A 20,521-nucleotide genomic window follows, 5' to 3' on the forward strand; every position below is an offset into this window, starting at 1 on the left:
GGGTACGCCTATCCTTCAAACCCCAGCAAGAAGGGATCCTCCAGCAGCTCGGCCACAAAGCGGCAGAAGCGGGCCGCGTCGGCCCCGTCAATCAGGCGGTGGTCGTAGGAAAGCGAGAAGGGCATCATGTTGCGCGGTTCAAAAGTGCCTTTCTCAGCATTCCACACCGGCTCCATGCTGCTGCGCGAGACACCCATAATAGCCACCTCAGGCCAGTTAACAATGGGGGTAAAGCCCGTGCCACCAATACCGCCCAGGTTGGAGATGGTAAAGGTAGCCCCTTGCATCTCCTCCGGGGTCAGCTTGCGGTCGCGGGCTTTGGCGGCAATCTCGCCCAGCTCTTTAGCCAGGGCTATCACCCCCTTCTTGTCCACGTCGCGCACCACCGGCACCAGCAGGCCCGTGGGGGTGTCCACCGCCACTCCGATGTGGATGTAATCTTTGTAGATTATCTCGTTGGTAGCCGTATCAATCGAGGCGTTGAACTTGGGGAACTGCTTGAGGGCCGCCGCAGCTATTTTAAGCAGGATGGCGGTCATGGTGACCTTGGCCCCCCGTTGCTCGGCCCTGGGGGCCATCCGCTTGCGCAGGGCCTCCATCTCGGTGATGTCGGCCTTGTCGAACTGGGTAACCATGGGGATGGTGCTCCAGGCCTGGGCCATGCTACGCACGGTGGCCCGGCGAACCCCCGACATGGCCTCGCGGCGCACCGGGCCAAACTTGCTGAAATCGGGCAGGGCAGGCGCAGGTGTGCTGGAGGGCTGTGGCGCCGAAACCGCCGGAGCTTCCCCCGCCGCAAAACGCTTGAGATCGTTTTCCGAGATGCGGTAGGCCGGGCCGCTGCCCACCACTTCCAGCAGGTTAATGCCCATCTCCCGCGCCAGCCTGCGCACGCTGGGGGCCGCCGGAATCAGCCTGCGCTGGCCCGCCGGTGCCGGCGGAACCGGCGGGCGGGGCGCCGCCGCAGGAGCGGATGGGGTGGCTGCGGGTGCTGGTGAGGGGGCAGGCGCTGGCGCGGCTTTTTCCTCTTTGCGTTCCGGCTCCTTTTTGAGTTCCTGCTTCTCTGCGCTGGAGGCGGCATCCCCCAGCACCGCAATTACCTGTCCGCTCTTAACCTCGTCGCCGGGTTTGACCAAAACCTTGGAAACCGTGCCGCCCTCGGAAGCAGGGGCTTCCATCACGGCTTTATCGGTTTCCAGCTCCAACACCGGCTGGCCTGCCGCAATGGTATCGCCTTCTTTGATCAGCACCCCCACCACCACAGCGGAGGTTACGTTATCGCCCAGATCGGGTAGTTTCAATTCAGCCATGTTTGCTCCCGTATATCGCGCCAACAGTCCAACATTTAGCGTTTGTGCGGATGCTCCCGCTTGGGGTCAATGCCGAGCTTCTTGATGGCTTCGGTAAAGGTACTGGCGCTGACCTTACCCTCACCGCGCAACGCCGAAAGAGCTGTTATCAGTACGTGCCTGGCGTCCACTTCGAAGAAGTCGCGCAAGGCTTCGCGGGTCTCGGAGCGCCCGAAGCCGTCGGTGCCCAGACTGTGGATGGGGCGGTTCAGGAAGCCTGAGACCATTGCGGGCAGAACCTTCATGTAATCGGAGGCTGCCACAATGGGGCCTTCGGTGGGGTTCAGGCACTGGGCCACATAGGGCAGCCTGGCTTTGCTACCAGGGTTAAGGCGGTTGTGGCGGGCCACCTCGATGGCATCGTAGTAGAGGGCCTTGTAGCTGGTAGCACTCCAGACATCGGCCGCGATGCCGTAGTCGCGCTCGAGCATCTCCGCCGCTTTGATCACCTCGTTCAGGATGGTGCCGCTGCCCAGGAGCTGCACCCTGGCCTTGGGCTTCTTAAGCTCACTTTTCTTGAACAAATACAGGCCCTTCAGGATGCCCTGGCGGGTTTCCTCGCGCGGCTCGGGCATGGCCGGCTGGACATAGTTCTCGTTCATCAGGGTGATGTAGTAGAAGATGTCCTCACCGTCCTGGTACATGCGTTTCATCCCATCCTGCAGGATCACCGCCAGCTCGTAGGCAAAGGCCGGGTCGTAGGCCGGCATGTTGGGCACCGGCAGGGCCAGCACGTGAGAGTGGCCGTCTTCGTGTTGCAGACCCTCGCCGTTCAGGGTGGTGCGGCCCGCCGTAGCCCCTAGCAAAAAGCCCTTGGTGCGCTGGTCGCCGGCAGCCCAGACCAGATCACCCACCCGCTGGAGGCCAAACATCGAGTAGTAGATGTAAAAGGGAATGGTGGGAATGCCGTGGTGGGCGTAGGCGGTTCCGGCGGCGATGAAGCTGCTCATGGCCCCGGCCTCGTTGATGCCCTCCTGCAGCAGTTGGCCGGTCTCGGACTCACGGTAGACGGTCACGGTGCCGGCGTCCACCGGGGTGTAGAGCTGGCCCTTGGGCGAGTAGATGCCCACCGTGCTGATCACCCCTTCCATGCCAAAGGTACGGGCCTCGTCGGGCACGATGGGCACGATGTATTTGCCCACCTCGGGGTGGCGCACCAGCTTGGTCAGCATCCGCACGAAGGCCATGGTGGTGGAGATTTCGCGCCCGCCGGAGCCTGCCAGGAACTCCTCGAAGAAGGCCAGATCGGGGGTTTTGAGCCGGTATTCGCGCACCCGCCGCTCGGGAATCAGGCCGCCCAGGGCTTTACGGCGCTCGAGCATGTACCTGACCTCCGGCGAGTCTTTGCCGGGGTGGTAGAAGGGGGTTTTCTCCAGCTCTTCGTCGGGGATGGGAATACCCAGGTGATCCCGCGCCTCCCGCAGGTCTTCCAGGGTGAGCTTCTTGACCTGGTGGGCCACGTTCTTGGCCTGGGCGGTGGGGCCCAGGCAGTAGCCCTTAACCGTGCGGGCGATGATGACGGTGGGTGAGCCGCGGTGCTCCATAGCGGCTTTATAGGCAGCGTAGATCTTGCGGTTGTCGTGGCCCCCGCGCGAAAGGGTCAGGCGGTCGAGGTCTTCGTCGCTCAGGCCCTCAATCAGTTTTTTGAGGGCGGGGGTGTTAAAGAACTTCTCGCGCAGCTCCTTGCCGCCGTAGGCCGCGTAGCGCTGGCTCTCGCCGTCCACGAGCTGCTCCATGCGCTCGAGCAGCACACCTTCGGTATCTTTGGCGAACAGCTCGTCCCAGGCGCTGCCCCAGACCACCTTGATCACGTTCCAGCCGTTGCCCCGGTAGACGCTCTCGAGCTCCTGGATCACCTTGGAGTTACCCCGCACCGGCCCGTCGAGGCGCTGCAGGTTGGCGTTGATCACGAAGATCAGGTTGTCGAGTTCCTCGCTCGCAGCCACCCGCAAAGCCCCCAGGGTTTCGACCTCGTCCTGCTCGCCATCGCCCAGAAAAGCCCAGACCTTGGCGTTGGTTTTTGGCTTGAGGCCCCGGTCTTCCAGGTAGCGCATGAAGCGGGCCTGGTAGATGGCCTGCAGGGGCCCCAGCCCCATGCTGACGGTGGGAAACTCCCAGTAGTCGGGCATCAGCCAGGGGTGGGGGTAGCTGGAAAGGCCCCGGCCCGGCCCACCCAAAAGCTCACGGCGGAACTTGCCCAGGTCGTCCTCGGTCAGGCGGCCCTCCAGGTAGCTGCGGGCATAGATGCCCGGCGACATGTGCCCCTGGTAGAAGACCAGATCGCGGTCGGGGCTATCGTGCCCGCGGAAAAAGTGGTTGAAGCCCATCTCCATCAGCTCGGCAATGCTGGCGTAGGTGGCGATATGCCCGCCGATACCGTCGGATTTTTTGTTGGCCTGCTGCACGATGGCGATGGTGTTCCAGCGCAGGATGTTGGCGATGCGCTGCTCGAGCTCGAGGTCGCCCGGATAGGGGGGCTGGTGCTCCACCGAGATGGTGTTCACGTAGGGGGTGTTGACCTTGTCGTGGATGACCACCCCGTTGCGGTAGGCGTAGTTCTCGAGCATCTCCATGAGCTGCGCCACCCGGTCGCGTCCGGCAGTGCGCAGGACGTACTCGAGGCTCTCGCGCCACTCCTGGTTCTCGAGGTCTTCTAGCCTGATCTGCTCTTCGGCAGATAGCCCGGCACGGGCGGCAATCAGTTCGCGGTCTTCAACCATGGGGGCCTCCTCTGGACCAATCGCCGACAAGACCCGGCTTCAGCGCCCCAGGCATTCGGCATTTGGCGGCTATTCTTTGTCATCAGCCTTACATTACAGCAGATTTTTATTTGTCCAATCGTAAGGAAGTGTTTTTTTTACAGCTTATAAAAAACTTTTATCAAATGGTAAATAAAGACCCGGGCATTCCCGTGGAGTACGCAATTCAGCAATTTTTACTGGCAGGCTATCGCTGGCGCATTTTCCTGTTCCATTTTTTATACATAAAAAATATTTTTATATATTGACAAAATTTCAAAGTACAGCTAGCTTCAAAGCACACGGGGGCCTGCATGCAGTCTAGAGCTAGAAGCATCTGCAAATCTTCCGGGCATGCAAAGGCCAGGGCCGACCGCTGGAGCACTCCATGAGCCCTGCTCTACACGAGCTAGCCCAGCTCTTCCCACCCAGTCGCCTGCTGCACAAACCCGGCGAACTGACCCCTTACGAGTCCGATGCCCTTACGGCCTTCCGGGCCCGGCCCCTGGCGGTGGTACTGCCCGAAAGCCACGAGGAGGTGGTGGCCGCGGTGCGCTGGTGTGCCAGGCACCGGATACCCTATGTGGCCCGTGGCTCCGGCACCAGCCTTTCGGGGGGCTCGCTACCGATTGATGGGGGGCTTTTGATTGGCCTCAACAGGATGAACAAACTGCTGCGGCTGGATCCACAGGAACGCATCGCGGTGGTAGAGCCGGGCTTTATCAACCTCCAGGTCTCAAACGCCGCCGCCCCCTATGGCCTTTACTACGCCCCCGACCCCTCCTCCCAGCCGGTCTCGACCATCGGGGGGAACCTGGCCTTTAACTCGGGCGGGGCCCACTGCCTCAAGTACGGCATGACCTCCAACCACGTGCTGGCGGCCAAGGTGGTGCTGCCCGACGGCGAGACCGTGGTGCTGGGCAGCGAGAGCCTGGAAAACACCGGCCCCGACTGGCTGGGCTTGTTCGTGGGCAGCGAGGGACTGCTGGGCATCGCCACCGAGATCACCCTGCGCCTTTTGCCCAAACCCGAGACCTATCACACCGTGCTGGCCGCCTACGACTCGCTGGAGAAAGCCGGCGACGCGGTGGCCGCAGTGGTGGCCTCCGGGCTTTTGCCCGGCGCGATGGAGATTATGGACTCGCTGGCGATCGAAGCCGCCGAGGCCGCGGTCAAAGCCGGTTATCCAAGGGAGGCCCGGGCCCTGTTGATCGTGGAGCTCGAGGGCGAAACCCCCCAGGTGGAGGCCGAGGCCCGCTACCTGGACGAAGTCATCCGGCGCTCGGGGGCCTACGAGGTGCGGGTGGCCCAGAGCGCCGAGGAGCGCCTGAAAATCTGGAAAGGGCGCAAGGCCGCCTTCTCGGCGGTGGGGCGGCTCTCGCCCGACTACATCGTGCAGGACGGGGTGGTTCCCCGCTCCCGGCTGGGCCAGGCCCTGGCCGAGATCGAGCGGCTCTCCGCGCGGTATGGCCTGCGGGTCGCCAACGTCTTCCACGCCGGAGATGGCAACCTGCACCCCCTGATTCTCTACAACGGGCGGGTGGCCGGGGAGTTCGAGCGGGCCGAGGAGCTGGCGGGGGAGATCCTGCGCCTGTGCGTGGCCCTGGGCGGCTCCATCACCGGCGAGCACGGGGTGGGCATGGAGAAGAAAGCCTACATGCCCGAGATGTTCTCCGAGGCCGACCTGGCCGCCATGCGGCGCATCCGTCTGGCCCTCGATCCCCTCGAGCTTTCCAACCGCGGCAAGATGTTCCCCGGCGGCGAAGCCCCTGCGCTGCACCAGGCCGGGCCCCACCCCCTGGAGCGGGCCGGGGTTATCTCGAGGGAGTAGGCTGCCATGACCGTGCTCTACCCCACCAGCCCCGCCGAGGTGCAGGAGGCCATCCGGGCCCACAGCCGGGTGCGGGCCAGGGGCGGCGGCAGCAAACCGGCCCTTTCCACGCCAACAGAAGACCAGACCGTTCTGGAGATGCGCGGCCTCTCGGGGGTGAAGGAGTACGACCCCGGCGAGTACGTGCTGGTAGCCCGGGCCGGAACCCCCCTGGCCGAGGTGGAGCGGCTTCTGGCCCAGCACGGGCAGTACCTGCCCTTCGACCCGCCCCTGGTGGAACAGGGGGCCACCCTGGGGGGCACGGTGGCCGCCGGGCTTTCCGGCCCCATGCGGCAGCGCTATGGGGGGGTGCGCGACTTCATCCTGGGGGTGCAGTTCGTGGACGGCACGGGCCAACTGGTGCGAGCAGGTGGCAAGGTTGTCAAGAACGCCGCTGGCTTCGACCTGCCCAAGCTGATGGTGGGCAGCCTGGGGCGGCTGGGCCTCCTCACTGAGCTGGCCTTCAAGGTCTTCCCCTACCCCAAAGCCACCGCCACCCTGCGGGTGGCCTTCCCCAAGCTGGAAGCGGCCCTCGAGGCCCTCTACCGGCTGGCGGGCTCGTCCATCGAGCTCTACGCCCTCGACCTCGAGCCCCCCGCCACCCTGGCCCTCCGCCTGGGGGGCCTGCCCGAAGCCCTTCCGGCCCGGCTGGAGCGGCTCACAGCCTTTATGGGCAGGGCCGGCGACCTCCTGCAAGGCGAGGCCGAAGCCCGGTACTGGCGCGACCTGAACCGGCTCGAGCTGGGCGCGGGTTATCTGGTTAAAGTAGCCCCCTCTGCCCGGCAGATCCCCGCCCTGGAACAGGCCCTGGGCAGTGTCCCCCGCCGGTACATGAGCGCAGGCAACCTGCTATACCTGGCCTGGAACGACGAGCTGGCCCAGTTGGATACCCTGTTACGATCTCAGAACTTATCTGGTCTGGTTCTGAGGGGCCACACCGCTCGCCCCCAGATTGGAATAGACTTGGAACAGGTCTTTGGTCAGCGGGTGGCCGCCGCCCTCGATCCTCAAGGCCGGTTCAGCCCTACTCCACCCCAGTAACCCCAGGAAAACCTATGCAGCACAAGATTGACGTCGAAAAGCTCGGCCCCCAGGGTGAAATCATGGCCCACGCCATCGAGGCCTGCGTGCACTGTGGCTTCTGCCTGCCGGCCTGCCCCACCTACCAGGTGCTGGGCGAGGAGATGGACTCCCCCAGAGGGCGGATTTTTCTGATGAAAGAGGTGCTGGAGGGCAACCTGAGCATGGAGGAAGCCCAGCCCTACCTCGATAAGTGCCTGGGCTGCCAGGGCTGCGTGACGGCCTGCCCCAGCGGCGTGCCCTACGGCGAGCTCATCGCCACCTACCGGGGCTGGAGCGAGCCCCAGCGCCACCGCTCCCCTTTCCAGAAGCTCTTTCGCATCGGCCTTCAGGAGACCCTCCCCTACCCCTCGCGCTTCCGTGCTGCGGCCACCCTGGGCCGGCTGGGCAAGCCGATCAAGCCGCTGCTGCCGCCCCTGCTGCAAGCCCCGCTCGAGCTGCTCCCCGACCAACTGCCCAAACACCAGCCCCTGCCCGAGCTGGTTCCCGCCGAGGGCGAACGGCGGGCTCGAGTGGCCTTTCTGGCCGGCTGTGCCCAGCAGGTGTTGCAGCCCAACTTCAACCACGCCACCCTGCGGGTGCTGGCCCGCAACGGGGTGGAGGTGGTGATCCCCAAAGGCCAGGGCTGCTGCGGCGCGCTGGCGATGCACACCGGCGAGCGCGCGCGGGCCCTGCGCTTCGCCCGCACCAACCTCAGTGCCTTTGCCGGTGAGTTCGATGCCATCCTCACCAACGCCGCCGGCTGTGGCTCGGGCCTCAAGGAGTACCCCCTGCTCTTCCACGGGGAACCCGAGCAGGCCCAGGCCAGTCAGATGGCCGCCAAAGTCCGGGATGTCTCGGTTTTCCTGGTCGAGCTGGGCCTGAAAGCCGTGCCCCCGCTGAAGCGACCCCTCAAGGTGGCCTACCACGACGCCTGCCACCTGGCCCACGCCCAGCAGGTGCGGGCCGAGCCGCGCCAACTGCTGAAAAGCATTCCGGGCCTCGAGCTTGTGGAAATTCCCGAAGGCGAGCTGTGCTGTGGCTCGGCGGGTACCTACAACCTCGAGCAACCCGAAATCGCCGCCACCCTGGGCGAGCGCAAAGCCCGTAACATCCTGGCTACGGGGGCCGAGCTGGTGGTCACCGGCAACATCGGCTGCTTCACCCAGATCCAAAGCCACCTGCGCAAGCTGGGCCGGGAGATTCCGGTGCTACACACCCTCGAGCTGCTGGATCGGGCCTACGCCCAAAGCCCCATCCTTCCGGGCCGCTAAAGCAACCCCGCACCCTGGATAAAATGCCTCTTATGCGCGAGCTGCTCATCGCCAGCTTTCGGCAGGCCCTGGAGCAAACCCACCCCGCCCACCTCACCGCCCAGCACCTCCCCCAGGAGACCCCGGCGCTGATCGTTTCGGTGGGGAAAGCCGCCATGAGCATGCTGGCCGCCGCCCAGGAGCGGTTTCCCCAGGTGCCCTTTATAGCGGTGCCCAAAGCCGAGCCGGGCCGGGACTGGCCGCAAGCGGAACGTGGTCAGATCATACCGGCCCGCCACCCCATGCCCGACGAGCAGAGCATGCGGGCCGCGCAAACCATCCTCCAGGCCGTCTCGCGTTTGCAAACCAGCGATCTTCTGCTGGTTCTGGTCTCTGGGGGCGGCAGCGCGCTGTTGTGTGCACCCTGGGGGATTGACCTCCCCACCAAACAGGCCCTGACCCAGGCCCTTTTGCGCTCGGGGGCCGACATTCAGGAGATTAACGCGGTGCGAAAGCACGTCTCCGCCATCAAGGGGGGGCGGCTGGCCGCGGCCACCCCCGCCCGCATCCACGCCCTGTATCTATCGGATGTTCCGGGCGACGACCTCTCGGTGATTGCCTCGGGCCCCACCGTACCCGACGAGACCACCTTCGCCCAGGCCCTGGCGGTGCTCGACAAGTACGGCCTGGACTTCCCCGAGGTGCGCTCCCACCTGGAGCAAGGCGCAAAGGGTGCCCTGCCCGAGTCGCCCAAGCCGGGCCAGGCCCTCTTCCAGCGGGTGGAAAACCGGCTGATTGGCAGCAACCAGGTTCTGCTCGAGGCCGCCCAGCGCTTCTGGCAGGCCCAGGGCTACCCAGCGGTCATCCTCTCCGACCGCTTCCAGGGCGAGGCCCGCGAGCTGGCCCGCTTTCACGCCAACCTGGTGCAGAGCATCCGCACCCACGGGCACCCCTTCCGCCCCCCGGTGGTGCTGCTCTCCGGCGGCGAGGCCAGCGTGATGGTGCGCGGTTCGGGCCAGGGGGGGCGCAACCAGGAGTTTCTGGCCTGGCTGGGCTTTTACCTGGGCCCGGATGGGGTCTGGGCCCTGGCCGCCGACTCCGATGGCATCGACGGCAACACCCCCGCAGCGGGCGCTATCCTGGCGCCCGACACCTGGAGCCGAGCCCAGCAGCAGGGCCTCGACCTCAAGGCCCTGCTGCACGACAACAACGCGCACGGGTTTTTCCAGGCCCTGGGGGGGTTGCTCATCACCGGCGAGACCGCCAACAACCTCAACGATTTTCGGGTGCTGGTGGTGGAGTAAGCCGCACTGCGGTAAGCTAGGGCCGGCCCATGTCGAACGTTCTGGTTTTGCACGGCTTTACCTCCCACCCCACCCTGACCATGGGGCCGCTCCCCGAAACCCTGCGCAAGGCTGGGTTTACCGTGGCCCAGCCCACCCTGCCCGGCCACGGCACCCGGCCCGAAGACCTGCGCGGTGTGCGCTGGCTGGACTGGCTCCAGACCGCTCGAGAAGCCTATCTGGCACTCCCCGAGCCCAGGGCGGTGGTGGGCCTCTCGATGGGGGGGCTGCTGGCCGGCTGGCTGGCCGCCGAGCACAAGACCGCCGCCCTGGTGGCCCTGGCCCCGGCGCTGGGCTTCAAGAACCGCCTGGCCTACCTGGCCCCGCTGCTGCACTACGTCAAACCCTGGGCCCATAGCACCGACCCCGCCGAAGAGGCCCGGCGGCGGGCGCGGAGCCCCAACTACCCCAATTTTCCGACCGTGGCCCTGACCCAGCTAATCGCGCTCCAGCAACGGGTGCCCGAACTTTTACCCAGGGTCTGGGCCCCGGCTTTGGTGCTCGAGGCCGCCCACGACGACACCGTGCCGGAAGCCGCGGTGCGCCGCTATTTCGCCCTGATTGGGGGCCCCCATAAGGAATACCGGGTCTACCAGAGCCAGCACGATATGCTCCTGGATCCGCTGGCCCAGCAGATCTCCGACGATATCGCGGCCTGGCTGAAAGAAAAGCTGGTGTAGCTATCGGTGCACCTCGAGCTCCAGCTTCACATTGCCGCGCTTGGTCTGGCCCAGCACCTTTTTGACCACCAGGCTGCCCAGCCCTTCGGCCATCAGGTGGTCGCCCTCGGTTATCTCGTCCTTGGCCGAGGCGGTCTTGCCCCGGAGTTTGACCTTGCCGGCCTTGACCCCCTGGGCAAAGTAGGTGCGCGAGACCCCAAAACCCTTGGCCCCCACCACGTCCACCCGCAGGCTGGGCACCACCACGCTGCGGGTGCGCTCGCGCGTTCTGGGCAACTGCTCGGGCGCAGCTTCTTTGGCCTGGAGGCCGGCTTCTTGCAGGGTTTTGAGGCCTTTGGGAAGGGTGGCCAGCAGAAAGCCGTCCTGGGTCTCCTCGAGATCCCCCAGCAGCCCCGGCTCCAGCAGCGCGCGCAGCCTGTCTTCCAGGGCCTCGAGGTCGCCCTCGAAGGTCAGGAAGACCACCACGGTGGGGTCGGATACCGCAGGAATGTGTTCGGGGAAGAGCACCGCCACCTTCCTCGAGGCCATGGGCAACCCCCCGAAGGCCTCGAGGCGCAGCCCCTCCTGCTGGGCCTGCCGGCGGAGTTCCTCCAGCGACTCGGCCTCCAGAAAGGGGGTCTGTACCACCCGGCCCCCTCGAGCTTTTTTCAGGTATTCCTGCATGGCGTCCATCCTTTCAATCGTCAACTTTTCCAAAAGTCCGCGTAGAGGCCGGGCAAACCCATCAGCTCGGCGTGGCTGCCCACCTGCACGATCCGGCCCTTTTCCATCACCACGATCTGATCGGCGTGCTGCACGGTGGCTAGGCGGTGCGCCACCACAATCACCGTGCGGCCCGGGCGGGCGGCCTCGAGGGCGGCCATCACCTGCCCCTCGCTGTGGCGGTCGAGGGCGCTGGTAATCTCGTCTAGCAAAAGAATTTTGGCCTCCCGTAGCAGGGCCGCCGCAATCGCCAGGCGCTGCCGCTGCCCCACCGAAAGCCCGCCCCCGTCGTCCTCGAGCGGGGTTTGCAGGCCAATTTCCCGGCCCAGGCCCACGGTGTCCAGGGCTTGCTGCATGGCTTCCGGGCGGGCGCCAGGGGCCAGCGCGGCCAGGTTCTCCTGGACGGTTCCGGCGAACAGCAGGGGCTCCTGCGGAACCCAGGCCATGCGGGCCCGCAACCACCCCGCCTCGTAGCTGTGTAGCTCGAGGCCATCCAGCAAGACCTGCCCCGCACTGGGGCGGTACAGGCCCAGCAGCAAGCGCAGCAGGGTGCTCTTGCCCGCCCCCGAGGGGCCCACAATGGCCGTGAAGGAGCCCGGCGCGATGCGCAGGTTGAGGTTTTGCAGGGTGGCCGGGCTACCGGGGTAGGCGAAGCTAAGGTTGCAGAGCTCGAGGCCCCCCGCCAGGGTCTGGGGTCGGAGCTGCCCCATGGCCGGGGCCGGGGGCAGCTCGAGCAGCTCCACCAGGCGGGCCGCGGCTCCCTCGGCCTGGGCAAACCCAGTGCCGATGCGGCTCAGCAGTTGCAGGGGAGTCACCGCCAGCCCCAGCAAGGTGAGGAACGCGGTCAGATCGCCGGGGGTCATCTGCCCCCGCTGCACCGCCCCAACCCCCAGGGCCAGCAGCAGGCCCAGCAGCAGCGTGGTAGCGAGCTGCCCTAGGGGCAGGTTGAGGGCCGCAATCAGGGCGCGGGTGCGCCCCAAGCGGTACTGCTGCTGGTTGCTGTGTCGGAAGCGCGCCTGGGCAAAGGCCTGCAAGTTCAGGGCCCGGATCAGCTCCAGACGCCCGAACCCCTCGGCCATGCGGGCGGCCAGGCGCTCCATAGCGGCCTGGGTGCGCCGGCTGTAGCGGGTCACCCAGGCCCCAAGCCAGCCCAGCAGCAAGGCCATGAAGGGCAGCACCAGCAGCAGGTACAGGGTGAGCTGGGCGTAGTGCAACAAGAGCTGGGCTAGCAGAGCCAGCAGCAGAATCCCCTGTACCAGCAGCCCCCCCAGGCTGTAGAACAAAAAGCCCTCGAGCTCCTTCAGATCGGCCACCAGCCGCCCGGTCAGCCCGCCGGAGGAGGCCGGAAGGGCCATCAGGTCGGCTTGCAGCAATCGCTCAAACACCCGCTCCCGCCAGACCGCCGGAATTTTGAGGGAAAGGTAGCCTATAAAGGCCTCGAGCACATACCCGCTCACCACCAGCACCGCCAGCAGGCCCGCCCCCACCAGGAGCACCTCTCCGAGCCGCTCCCACTGCCCCGACAGCACCTGATCGAACAGCGGCTTGACCACCAGGGTGGGCAGCCAGGCCTGGGCCGCCGCCGGCAGCAAAGCCAGCCCGGCCGCCAGCAGAATTTGCGGCAAAAAGGGACGCAGTAGCCGGAGAAGGTTCATGGAAGAAAAGTTTCACCGCTGCCGGAATTTCTAAGCCGTCGCCGGGTATCAGCAGTGGGCCAGCACATACTCCACCAGCTTATCGGCTCCGGGCCGGGCGTCCAGGCGCTTTAGCCGGGCCCGGACTTCCTGGGCCCGCTGGGGCTCGAGCAGCTCGAGGCCCGCAGAGGCCACCTCCGTCGGGCTAAAAACCCCGCGCAACTCGGGGAAAACCCGCTCGTTTAGCCACAGGTTGGGCAGGGCCAGGTGGGGCATGCCCGCCACCAGCCGCCAGACGAAGCGCTGCTTGAGGCTGCGGAGGCCCGGCCCGCTCAAAAGCCAGTGCCAGAAGCCCTCCAGCGGTAGCATCTCCGGCTTGTGCAAGGGCAAGAGCACCAGCGAGGGCAGGCCGGCCAGGGCCAGCTCGAGGGTGTTGGTTCCGGGAATGGTAATCGCCAGCTGCGCGCAGCGCATGGCCGCATAGCGCTGGGGCTCATCCAGCACCAGAACCTCGAGGCCCCCGGTGGTTTGCAGGCGATCGCCCACCCAGCGGGCCCCCACCCCGCCCAGATCTTTCACCAACTCTGCTTCCAGCGCCTCGGCCACCACCGCCTCCGGCAGCAAGCGGCTCTTGACCCAGGCAAACCGCAGGTCGGGCCGGGCTTTAGCCATCTGCTCGGCCACCGCCAGCAAAAACCCCAGCAGGTAGCGGGCCGCAAAAGGGCGGCTACCGGCCAGCAGCAGCACCTCGGCGGCGGGGGCAGGCACTATCGACGCCTCTTGGAGGGCATCCACCACCAGATTGCCCACCACCTCGATGCGGGCCGGGTTCACCCCGCGAGCCTGCATGGCCGCCCGGGTGCGCTCGGAATCCACCAGCACCGCCCGCAAGCCGGGGTGATGGGCCTTGGCATCGAAGGTGTAGGAAAAAGCCGGGTAGCCCGTGGCCCGGCCCAGCAGCACCGCGTCGCGGGGCGCCCCTCCCAGCATCAGCACCAGCCCACGGCGGCCCGTCTTGCGCTCCAAGAGCCTGCGGAAAAGCGCGGAGCGGCCCGAGAGGGCGTCCAGTTGCAGTGCTTCGGCCTTGGTCTGCTCGGTTCCGGCGGCAAACTGGTCGCGGATCAGGAACAGCTCGATGCGGGCCCCGGGCACCCGCTGCCGCAGGCGCGTCAACACAGGCGGCACCCAGGTCGAAAGCTCGCCGGGGCCGTTGGTCAATAGCAGAATTTCGTCCAGCATCTTGGGTTCGACTTCAGACCTCAAAATCCGGCTCGCCCCGCACGAAGCCCGAGAGACGGCGCCTGGAAGGCCCCGCCAGGAAGGCTTTGAGCATCTGTACCTCCTCGGTATCGGGCAGGCCCTCGAGGGGGCGGCCCTCGCGCAGCGCCCGGAAGGCTTGCTCGAGGGCCCGGTAGCGCTCGCCGTGGATGCCGGCCCGGCGCAGCCCCACCGTGTTGAGACGGTAGTGCCGGGCCGGACTGCCGTCGGCCAGGGTAAAGGGCAGGATATCGCGGGTGGGCTTGGAGAGGGCCCCTACCATGGCCCGGGTGCCAATCCGCACAAACTGATGGATACCGGCCAGCCCCCCCACCACCGCATAAGGGCCAATCTCTACGTGGCCGGCCACCGCCACGCCCTGGGTCAGAATCACACCGTCGCCCACCTGGGCGTCGTGGCCCACGTGCACATGGCCCATCAGGTAGCAGCCCGCGCCGATCCGGGTGGGCGCTTCTTCCTTGGTGGAGCGGTGCAGGATCACCCCTTCGCGCAAGACTGTGTTTTCCCCGACCTCGAGCCAGGTCTCCTGCCCTTTGAAGCTTAAATCCTGCGGGAGGCCCCCCAGCACCGAGTGGGGCCCCACCCGAACCCCGGCGGCCAGCCGCACATACGGGTGGATGACCACATGGGGCCCTAGCTCCACCCCAGGGCCTATCTCACAGGGGCCTTCCACCACTGCATACGGGCCAATCTTCACGTCCGGGGCCAGATGGGCTTGGGGGGAAACCACCGCGGTGGGGTGGATGGCAACCCGGCTCACGAAACAGCGCCTCCTGTATCGGAGCGCAACACAAAGGTTAGGGTGGCCTCGGCCCGCAACTCGCCCTCTACCCTGGCTTCGACCTTCACCTTCCCCAAACCCCGCCGGTAGGCTAGCAGTTCCCCTTCCAGAATCAGGGTGTCGCCCGGAACCACCGGCTTCTTGAAGCGGGCCTCCTCCACCCCCACCAGAAACACCAGCCCCCCCGGCTTGAATTCCGGCTGTTTGGTCACCACCGCCACCGAACCCTGGGCCATGGCCTCGATCAACAACACCCCGGGCATGATGGGATAGCCAGGAAAATGGCCTTGAAAATGCGGCTCGTTAAACGAAACGTTCTTCAAGGCCCGAAAACGCTTTTCGTCGGCTTCCAGCACCCGATCAATTAGCAAGAACGGGTAACGGTGCGGCAGGAGCTTGAGAATCTCGTAAATGTCCACGGCTTAATACTAAAGGGCCGGGGCCGCCAAGGGGTTTCAGCGGCTCATCACCGGCTGGAGGGCGTTGGAAAGCTCCAGGGCCAGCTCGAGGGCCTGCAGATCGTCCTCGAGGGTCACCAGCGAGGGTTCCCCTTTCTGAATCCGATCCACAAAATGCTTAAGCTGGCGCCGCAGGGGGTTGTCGTTGTGAATGGCGATGCGCTCGGTCTGAACCTGGGTGCGCCCGTTGGGCTCGACGCGGTCGGGGTCGGGTTGCACAGGCGGCGAGCGGTGCAGCGAGAGCTCGGTGTACTCGCTGTTGAAATCCAGCCGCAGCACCTCGCCGGGCTGGGTGATGGTGAGCGAGCGCTCGGCCTGGGGCGAGATTCGACTCGCGGTAAACAGCGCCCGGGCCCCCGAGGGGAAGTCCACCACGGCCTGGGCGTACTCATCCAGCCCCTCCACCTGCCGGCCCACCACGCTGTAGCGCAAAGGCTTCTCCCGCAGCAGCAGGAGAACCAGGTCCAGGTCGTGAATCATCAGGTCGAGTACCACCCCAATGTCGCGTATCCGACGGTTATTGCCTATGCGACGGGCCTCGAGCACCCAGGGGGTTTTGACCATGTTCATCAGGTCGTTCACGGCCCGGTAAAAACGTACGATGTGCCCTACCTGCAAGACCACGCCGCGTTTTTCGGCCAGCCGCACCAGCTCCCGCGCCTCTTGCATGGTGCGGGTCATGGGCTTTTCCAAAAGCACATGTACCCCGGCCTCCAAAAACATGCGGGCCTGCTCGTAGTGAAAAGAGGTAGGGGAAGCAATCGAAACCGCCTGCACCTTACCCAGCAGGTCTTCCGGGCTGGCAAATGCCGGTACCTCCAGGTCCTGCTCGATGGCGGCCTGACGAAACGGGTCGGGGTCGGCCACCCCCACCAACCGAACCCCCGGCAATCCTGCGTATACCTGAGCGTGGTACGTCCCCATCACACCAACACCCACAACGCCTACATTTAGCTCCATAGAATCCTCGTAACGTGATGCACAAACCCTGCGTCCCAAGCAGGATGATACACTTAACACCCATTTGCAACCACTTTTTCATCAGGCTGGGCTTTAGAGAAAGCTCAGAAACGTCACAGCCTGGGTGTTGCCTCGAGCAGCCTGGCCAGCTCCACGTGCAAACGGTGCGAGGCCCGGTGGGCGACGAACTGCCCTTGGTAGGGCCTGCCGGCCAGGTACAGGTCGCCCAGAAAATCCAGGGCCTTGTGGTACACGGGCTCGTGCAGCATGCGGGGCGTATTGACCAGGCCGTACTCGCTAAAAACCAGGGCATTCTCCAAAGAAGCCCCCTGGATGAGGCCCTGGGCCCGCAGGGCTTCTACCTCGTGCAGAAAGCCAAAAGTACGGGCCGGGGCCAGCGCCTCCAGAGGCGTGGGGGGGCACTGCACCTGCTGGTAGCCAATCCTGGGGTGCGGGAAAAGGATGGTGGTGGTGAGGGCAAACCGCTCCCCCGGCTGGGCCAGCACGCTGCTGCGCCCTTCCTCGACGCGGACAGCACCGCTCAACGGCACCGCCTCCGGGCCCAGCGCCGGAACCCCCTCCAAGGCCGCCAGCCATTCCTGGGCACTACCGTCCAGTATGGGAATCTCCGGGCCGGTCACCTCGATGACCAGACCTTCCCAGATGCCCCGGATAAAGAGCGCGGCCAGCAGGTGTTCTACAGTCATCAGCCGCAGGTTATGCCCCCCCAACACCGTGCAGCGAGCGGTATCTACCACGCTCGAGGCCAGCGGGCGCAGCTCGAGCCCCCCAACCCAAAAACGCACCGGCCCTTCGGCCGGGTGAAACCGCACCGTACCCTGTTCGCCGCTGTGGAGGCCTGTTCCTCGAACCATCATAGGTATCTGACGCGTTTGATAAGCATTCCGGCGGAACCGGTATGAGGCTCACTTCTCCGGTGGAATTCCTTTTAGAAGTTGGCGCAAGCTACGCTCAACGCCCACCAGCCAGTCGAGTACGGCCAGACGCCGCCAGTGCTTGCGGATGGGCTGGGCAGGAATTCCGCTGGCCCAGGTTTCGCCGGGGGGAACCTCTTTGGAAACCCCACTACCCCCCGTCAGGCGGGCCCCTTTGCCCACCCGCACATGGTCGGCAATCACCACCCAGCCCCCCATCAACACCCCATCCTCCACCATGGCGCTGCCGCCAATGGCGCTGCTACCCACCATGACCACGTTTTTTCCTATCTGAACGTTGTGGCCGATGTCGGTGAGGTCGCCAATTTTGCTGAAAGCGCCGATACGGGTCTCCCCCACCACGCTGCGCTGCACCACGCAGTTGGCCCCCAGCTCCACCCCATCCTCCAGCACCACCCGGCCGGTATGGGGCAGGCGCCGGTTGTCTTGAAAGCCAAATCCAATAGCGCCCAGCACCGTGCCCGTACCGATGTGGCAGCCCGCCCCCACACGGGTGCGCGGGTAGAGTGTTACACGGGGCTCGAGCACCGTCCGGGGGCCAACCTCCACGTTCTCGCCCACGTAGCAGTAGGGCCCAACCACCGCACCAGCCCCCACTCTGGCCCCCCGGCACACCAGCGCATACGCCCCTATTGCAGCGGTGGGGTCTACTTCCGCCCCCGCCTCGAGGGTAGCGGTGGGGTGCACGCCCACCTCCGCCCAGGTTTCGGGTCGGTTGAAAAGGGCCAGCACCAGCGGCCAGGCTTTTTGCACCGAGGCAACGCGAATCCGGCTGACACCCGATGGGCACTGGGTTGTTTCATCCAGGATCAAAGCCGCTCCCGTCTCCAGAGCCGCCGGCAAAAACCGGGCCTCCCGCACCACCACCAGCTCGCCCGGCCTGGCCCGGTCGGGCGGGGCCAAGTCGGTAATCTCGGTATCGGGGCCCTCGAGGCGACCCCCCAGACGTTGGGCAATTTCAGAGAGCAGCATACGAAGCCAAAATTAAGCTCCCAGTCAACCCCACCCAAGGCCGTATCGGCTTTGAAAAAAACGAAACCGGGTATGAGCCAACCTAGCTCGTCTGGGAGACCTCGATTACCGCCGCAGTACGTTATCGGAGGTGACCAGGGCATCCCGCAGCACGTGCAGCATATCGAGGGCCTTGCCAGTACCCAAAGCCACCGCCTCCACAGCATTCTCGGCCACCACCACCGGTACGCCGGTGGCTTCTTGTAGCAGCAGATCCAGGTTACGCAGCAGTGCCCCCCCGCCGGTCAGCAAAATGCCCCGGTCAATGATGTCGGCCACCAGTTCGGGCGGGGTGGTCTCGAGCACGCTTTTCACCCCTTGGACAATCTTCTCCAGGGGCTCCTTGAGGGCTTCGATCACATCGTCGGCGGTTACCTCGATGCTCTTGGGCAGGCCCGAAATTAGGTCGCGACCTCGCACCTCGGCTACCATGCCCTGCTCACCCGGTGCCAGCTTGGCCGCCCCGATCTTGATTTTGAGCTCCTCGGCGGTGCGTTCCCCTATCAGCAGGTTGTACTTGTTGCGGATGAATCGAATGATGGAATCGTCGAATTCGTTGCCGGCAATGCGCAGGCTGGTCGAGCGCACGATACCGCCCAACGAGATAACCGCGATATCGCTGGAACCGCCCCCAATATCCACCACCATGCTGCCGGTAGGCTCGGCAATTTTGATGCCGGCCCCAATGGCTGCGGCCAGGGGTTCATCAATCAGATAGGCCCGCTTGGCACCGGCTTCTACGATGGCCTGCACCACCGCCCGGCGTTCGACCTCGGTCACCCCGGAGGGCACCCCTACCATCACCTGGGGCCTAAAAAAGCGCAAAGGGGGCAAAACTTTCTTGATGAAGAGGGTAAGCATCCGTTCGGTCAGGGTGTAGTCGGCGATCACGCCATCCTTCAGAGGGCGGGCCGCCACGATATTGCCCGGTGTACGCCCCAGCATCCGGTAGGCTTCGGCCCCTACGGCCTTGACTTCTTTGGTGTCGCTGACCATGGCAATAACCGAGGGCTCCCGCAACACAATACCCTTGCCACGCATGTAAATGAGCACCGAGGCGGTACCCAAGTCAATGCCTACGTCTTCCCCGCGAAACGAAAATAACCCAGCCATAGCGATTTATTGTACAGGTTTGCATGTGAAGCACAAAGTGTGGTTTTGTCAAAAGGGTTTTATACCGTTTCAGCTTGAATCCTTCACCGTTGGCCGTAGTCAGAGGTGAAGGATTCAAGCCGACCAAAGGGAGTAGAAAAGCATTTCGGTAGGATCGTTTAGGCTTGTCAAAGTGAACGATACTACCGAAATGCTTATTATGCTGTTTATGACAGTGGAACCCCCGCCTCGAGCCAGCGGGCGCTGCGCTTCGAGGTTCAGCATCCAGCAAGGTGAACCCTTCTGGGTTGGCTTCTCAGATGAGCCTGGGAGTATAAAGCAAAACCGGAGCCCTGACGACTCCGGTTTTTTGCGTCCTGGACTTGGTGGGCGATGTAGGATTTGAACCTACGACCCCACGCGTGTGAAGCGTGTGCTCTCCCGCTGAGCTAATCGCCCAATTTTCTGCTTGCTCACGCAAGCGCACTGAAAAGGGTAACACCGGCTGGGAGGCGTGTCAAGCCAAGGCCTGGGTATCCCCTGGGTATGATTATGGCTATGGAGCAGGCCTTACTTGTAAAAATCGGGGGCAGCCTCAAAGAGGCTGATGATTTGCTCGAGGAGATAAGCGCCTACCCTGGCCCTTTGGTACTGGTTCACGGAGGCGGCCCTCGAATTGCTGAGTGGCTCAACCGATTGGGCTTCGAAACCCACTTTCACCAGGGGTTACGCATCACCCCACCCGAACAAATGGAGGTGGTGGAGATGGTGCTGACCACTCTAGGTAAGCACCTTGCTGATGGGCTTTCTAAGCGTGGACGGCCCAGCGTAGCCCTAACTGGAAGGGATGCAGGGTTACTCGAGGCCCGTTTGTTAGATCCCATGCTGGGCCGGGTGGGCGAGGTCACTCGAGTTAATACCCGTGTTCTGCAGGGGCTGTTGCAGGCTGGCCTAACCCCCCTGATAGCCCCCATTGGCCTCGATGCACAGGACTCGCTTAACATAAACGCCGACATTGCCGCCGGGGCCATTGCTGGAGCGCTTGGCCTACCGGCCATCTTCCTAACCGATGTAGTGGGTGTGTTACGCGACCCCAAAGACCCCACAAGCCGCCTTGTCCAGCTTAACCAGTCACAGGTGCAGGCTTTGCTTCAAGAAGGAATTATTTCCGGCGGCATGATTCCAAAAGTAGAGGCCGCTCTCAACGCCGTGCAGAAAGGCGCCCCCTGGGCCACCATCGCCAGGGGCGGACGGGACATCCTGCGTGGGGTTCTGGAGGGCAGAGCAGGCACGCGCATTTTGGAACAGTAATTCAAACGTTTCCACTCCCAGCTCTCAGCAGGGGTTCAGGAGGTTT

17 protein-coding genes and 1 tRNA gene are annotated in these 20,521 nt (G+C 64.7%); 6 read left to right on the forward strand and 12 right to left on the reverse strand.

The window, feature by feature from the left end; genetic code table 11:
* Positions 1-8: 8 nt before the first annotated feature.
* Complete coding sequence (locus tag Q0X18_RS12405; protein WP_297562813.1) at positions 9-1,310, reverse strand: 2-oxo acid dehydrogenase subunit E2; 1,302 nt, start codon at positions 1,308-1,310, stop codon at positions 9-11.
* A 35-nt stretch (positions 1,311-1,345) separates the two neighbouring features.
* Positions 1,346-4,069: a pyruvate dehydrogenase (acetyl-transferring), homodimeric type gene (gene aceE, locus Q0X18_RS12410; protein ID WP_297562815.1), complete on the reverse strand. Its 2,724-nt coding sequence runs from the start codon at positions 4,067-4,069 to the stop codon at positions 1,346-1,348.
* Between the two features lie 406 nt (positions 4,070-4,475).
* Here aceE and Q0X18_RS12415 point away from each other — a divergent pair, with 406 nt between their 5' ends.
* The 5 genes from Q0X18_RS12415 to Q0X18_RS12435 are packed head-to-tail and all read left to right on the forward strand — an operon-like array spanning position 4,476 to position 10,292.
* Positions 4,476-5,918 (forward strand): FAD-linked oxidase C-terminal domain-containing protein, encoded by a 1,443-nt coding sequence (locus tag Q0X18_RS12415; RefSeq protein WP_297562819.1) that lies wholly within the window; start codon positions 4,476-4,478, stop codon positions 5,916-5,918.
* 6 nt (positions 5,919-5,924) lie between these two features.
* The gene (locus Q0X18_RS12420) at positions 5,925-6,998 is read left to right on the forward strand and encodes an FAD-binding protein (protein ID WP_297562822.1); all 1,074 of its coding nucleotides are present in this window, start codon (positions 5,925-5,927) and stop codon (positions 6,996-6,998) included.
* Positions 6,999-7,012: 14 nt separating this feature from the next.
* Complete coding sequence (gene glcF, locus Q0X18_RS12425) at positions 7,013-8,290, forward strand: glycolate oxidase subunit GlcF (RefSeq protein ID WP_297562826.1); 1,278 nt, start codon at positions 7,013-7,015, stop codon at positions 8,288-8,290.
* 32 nt (positions 8,291-8,322) lie between these two features.
* Complete coding sequence (locus tag Q0X18_RS12430; RefSeq protein ID WP_297562829.1) at positions 8,323-9,573, forward strand: glycerate kinase; 1,251 nt, start codon at positions 8,323-8,325, stop codon at positions 9,571-9,573.
* A 29-nt stretch (positions 9,574-9,602) separates the two neighbouring features.
* A complete protein-coding gene (locus tag Q0X18_RS12435) occupies positions 9,603-10,292 on the forward strand; it encodes a carboxylesterase (protein WP_297562832.1) in 690 nt (229 codons plus the stop codon).
* Here Q0X18_RS12435 and Q0X18_RS12440 read toward each other — a convergent pair whose 3' ends face one another.
* The 10 genes from Q0X18_RS12440 to Q0X18_RS12485 all read right to left on the reverse strand — a co-directional run bounded on the left by Q0X18_RS12440 (position 10,293) and on the right by Q0X18_RS12485 (position 19,623).
* A complete protein-coding gene (locus Q0X18_RS12440) occupies positions 10,293-10,964 on the reverse strand; it encodes an RNA-binding protein (protein WP_297563086.1) in 672 nt (223 codons plus the stop codon).
* An 11-nt stretch (positions 10,965-10,975) separates the two neighbouring features.
* Complete coding sequence (locus Q0X18_RS12445) at positions 10,976-12,649, reverse strand: ABC transporter ATP-binding protein (RefSeq protein WP_297562836.1); 1,674 nt, start codon at positions 12,647-12,649, stop codon at positions 10,976-10,978.
* A gap of 48 nt (positions 12,650-12,697) precedes the next feature.
* A complete protein-coding gene (locus Q0X18_RS12450) occupies positions 12,698-13,891 on the reverse strand; it encodes a sugar synthetase (protein WP_297562839.1) in 1,194 nt (397 codons plus the stop codon).
* Positions 13,881-14,666 (reverse strand): acyl-ACP--UDP-N-acetylglucosamine O-acyltransferase, encoded by a 786-nt coding sequence (gene lpxA, locus Q0X18_RS12455; RefSeq protein ID WP_297562842.1) that lies wholly within the window; start codon positions 14,664-14,666, stop codon positions 13,881-13,883. The genes Q0X18_RS12450 and lpxA overlap by 11 nt, the downstream gene beginning before the upstream one ends.
* Positions 14,663-15,106, reverse strand: coding sequence for a 3-hydroxyacyl-ACP dehydratase FabZ (fabZ, locus tag Q0X18_RS12460; protein ID WP_297562844.1), 444 nt, complete (start codon positions 15,104-15,106; stop codon positions 14,663-14,665). Before fabZ ends, lpxA begins: the two co-directional genes overlap by 4 nt.
* A gap of 36 nt (positions 15,107-15,142) precedes the next feature.
* On the reverse strand, positions 15,143-16,105 hold the full coding sequence (locus Q0X18_RS12465; RefSeq protein WP_297562846.1) for a Gfo/Idh/MocA family protein: 963 nt from the start codon (positions 16,103-16,105) through the stop codon (positions 15,143-15,145).
* Between the two features lie 113 nt (positions 16,106-16,218).
* Complete coding sequence (gene lpxC / locus Q0X18_RS12470) at positions 16,219-16,983, reverse strand: UDP-3-O-acyl-N-acetylglucosamine deacetylase (protein ID WP_297562848.1); 765 nt, start codon at positions 16,981-16,983, stop codon at positions 16,219-16,221.
* A gap of 48 nt (positions 16,984-17,031) precedes the next feature.
* On the reverse strand, positions 17,032-18,033 hold the full coding sequence (locus tag Q0X18_RS12475) for a UDP-3-O-(3-hydroxymyristoyl)glucosamine N-acyltransferase (protein WP_297562852.1): 1,002 nt from the start codon (positions 18,031-18,033) through the stop codon (positions 17,032-17,034).
* Positions 18,034-18,138: 105 nt separating this feature from the next.
* Entirely contained in the window at positions 18,139-19,185 is a 1,047-nt protein-coding gene (locus Q0X18_RS12480; RefSeq protein ID WP_297562855.1) for a rod shape-determining protein, read from the reverse strand.
* A gap of 363 nt (positions 19,186-19,548) precedes the next feature.
* Positions 19,549-19,623 (reverse strand) — tRNA-Val (locus Q0X18_RS12485).
* A gap of 99 nt (positions 19,624-19,722) precedes the next feature.
* Between Q0X18_RS12485 and argB the strand changes: the two genes are divergently transcribed.
* On the forward strand, positions 19,723-20,475 hold the full coding sequence (gene argB, locus Q0X18_RS12490) for an acetylglutamate kinase (RefSeq protein WP_297563119.1): 753 nt from the start codon (positions 19,723-19,725) through the stop codon (positions 20,473-20,475).
* Positions 20,476-20,521: the final 46 nt, after the last annotated feature.

The sequence above is a fragment of the Meiothermus sp. genome (assembly GCF_026004075.1).
Taxonomy (GTDB): domain Bacteria; phylum Deinococcota; class Deinococci; order Deinococcales; family Thermaceae; genus Meiothermus.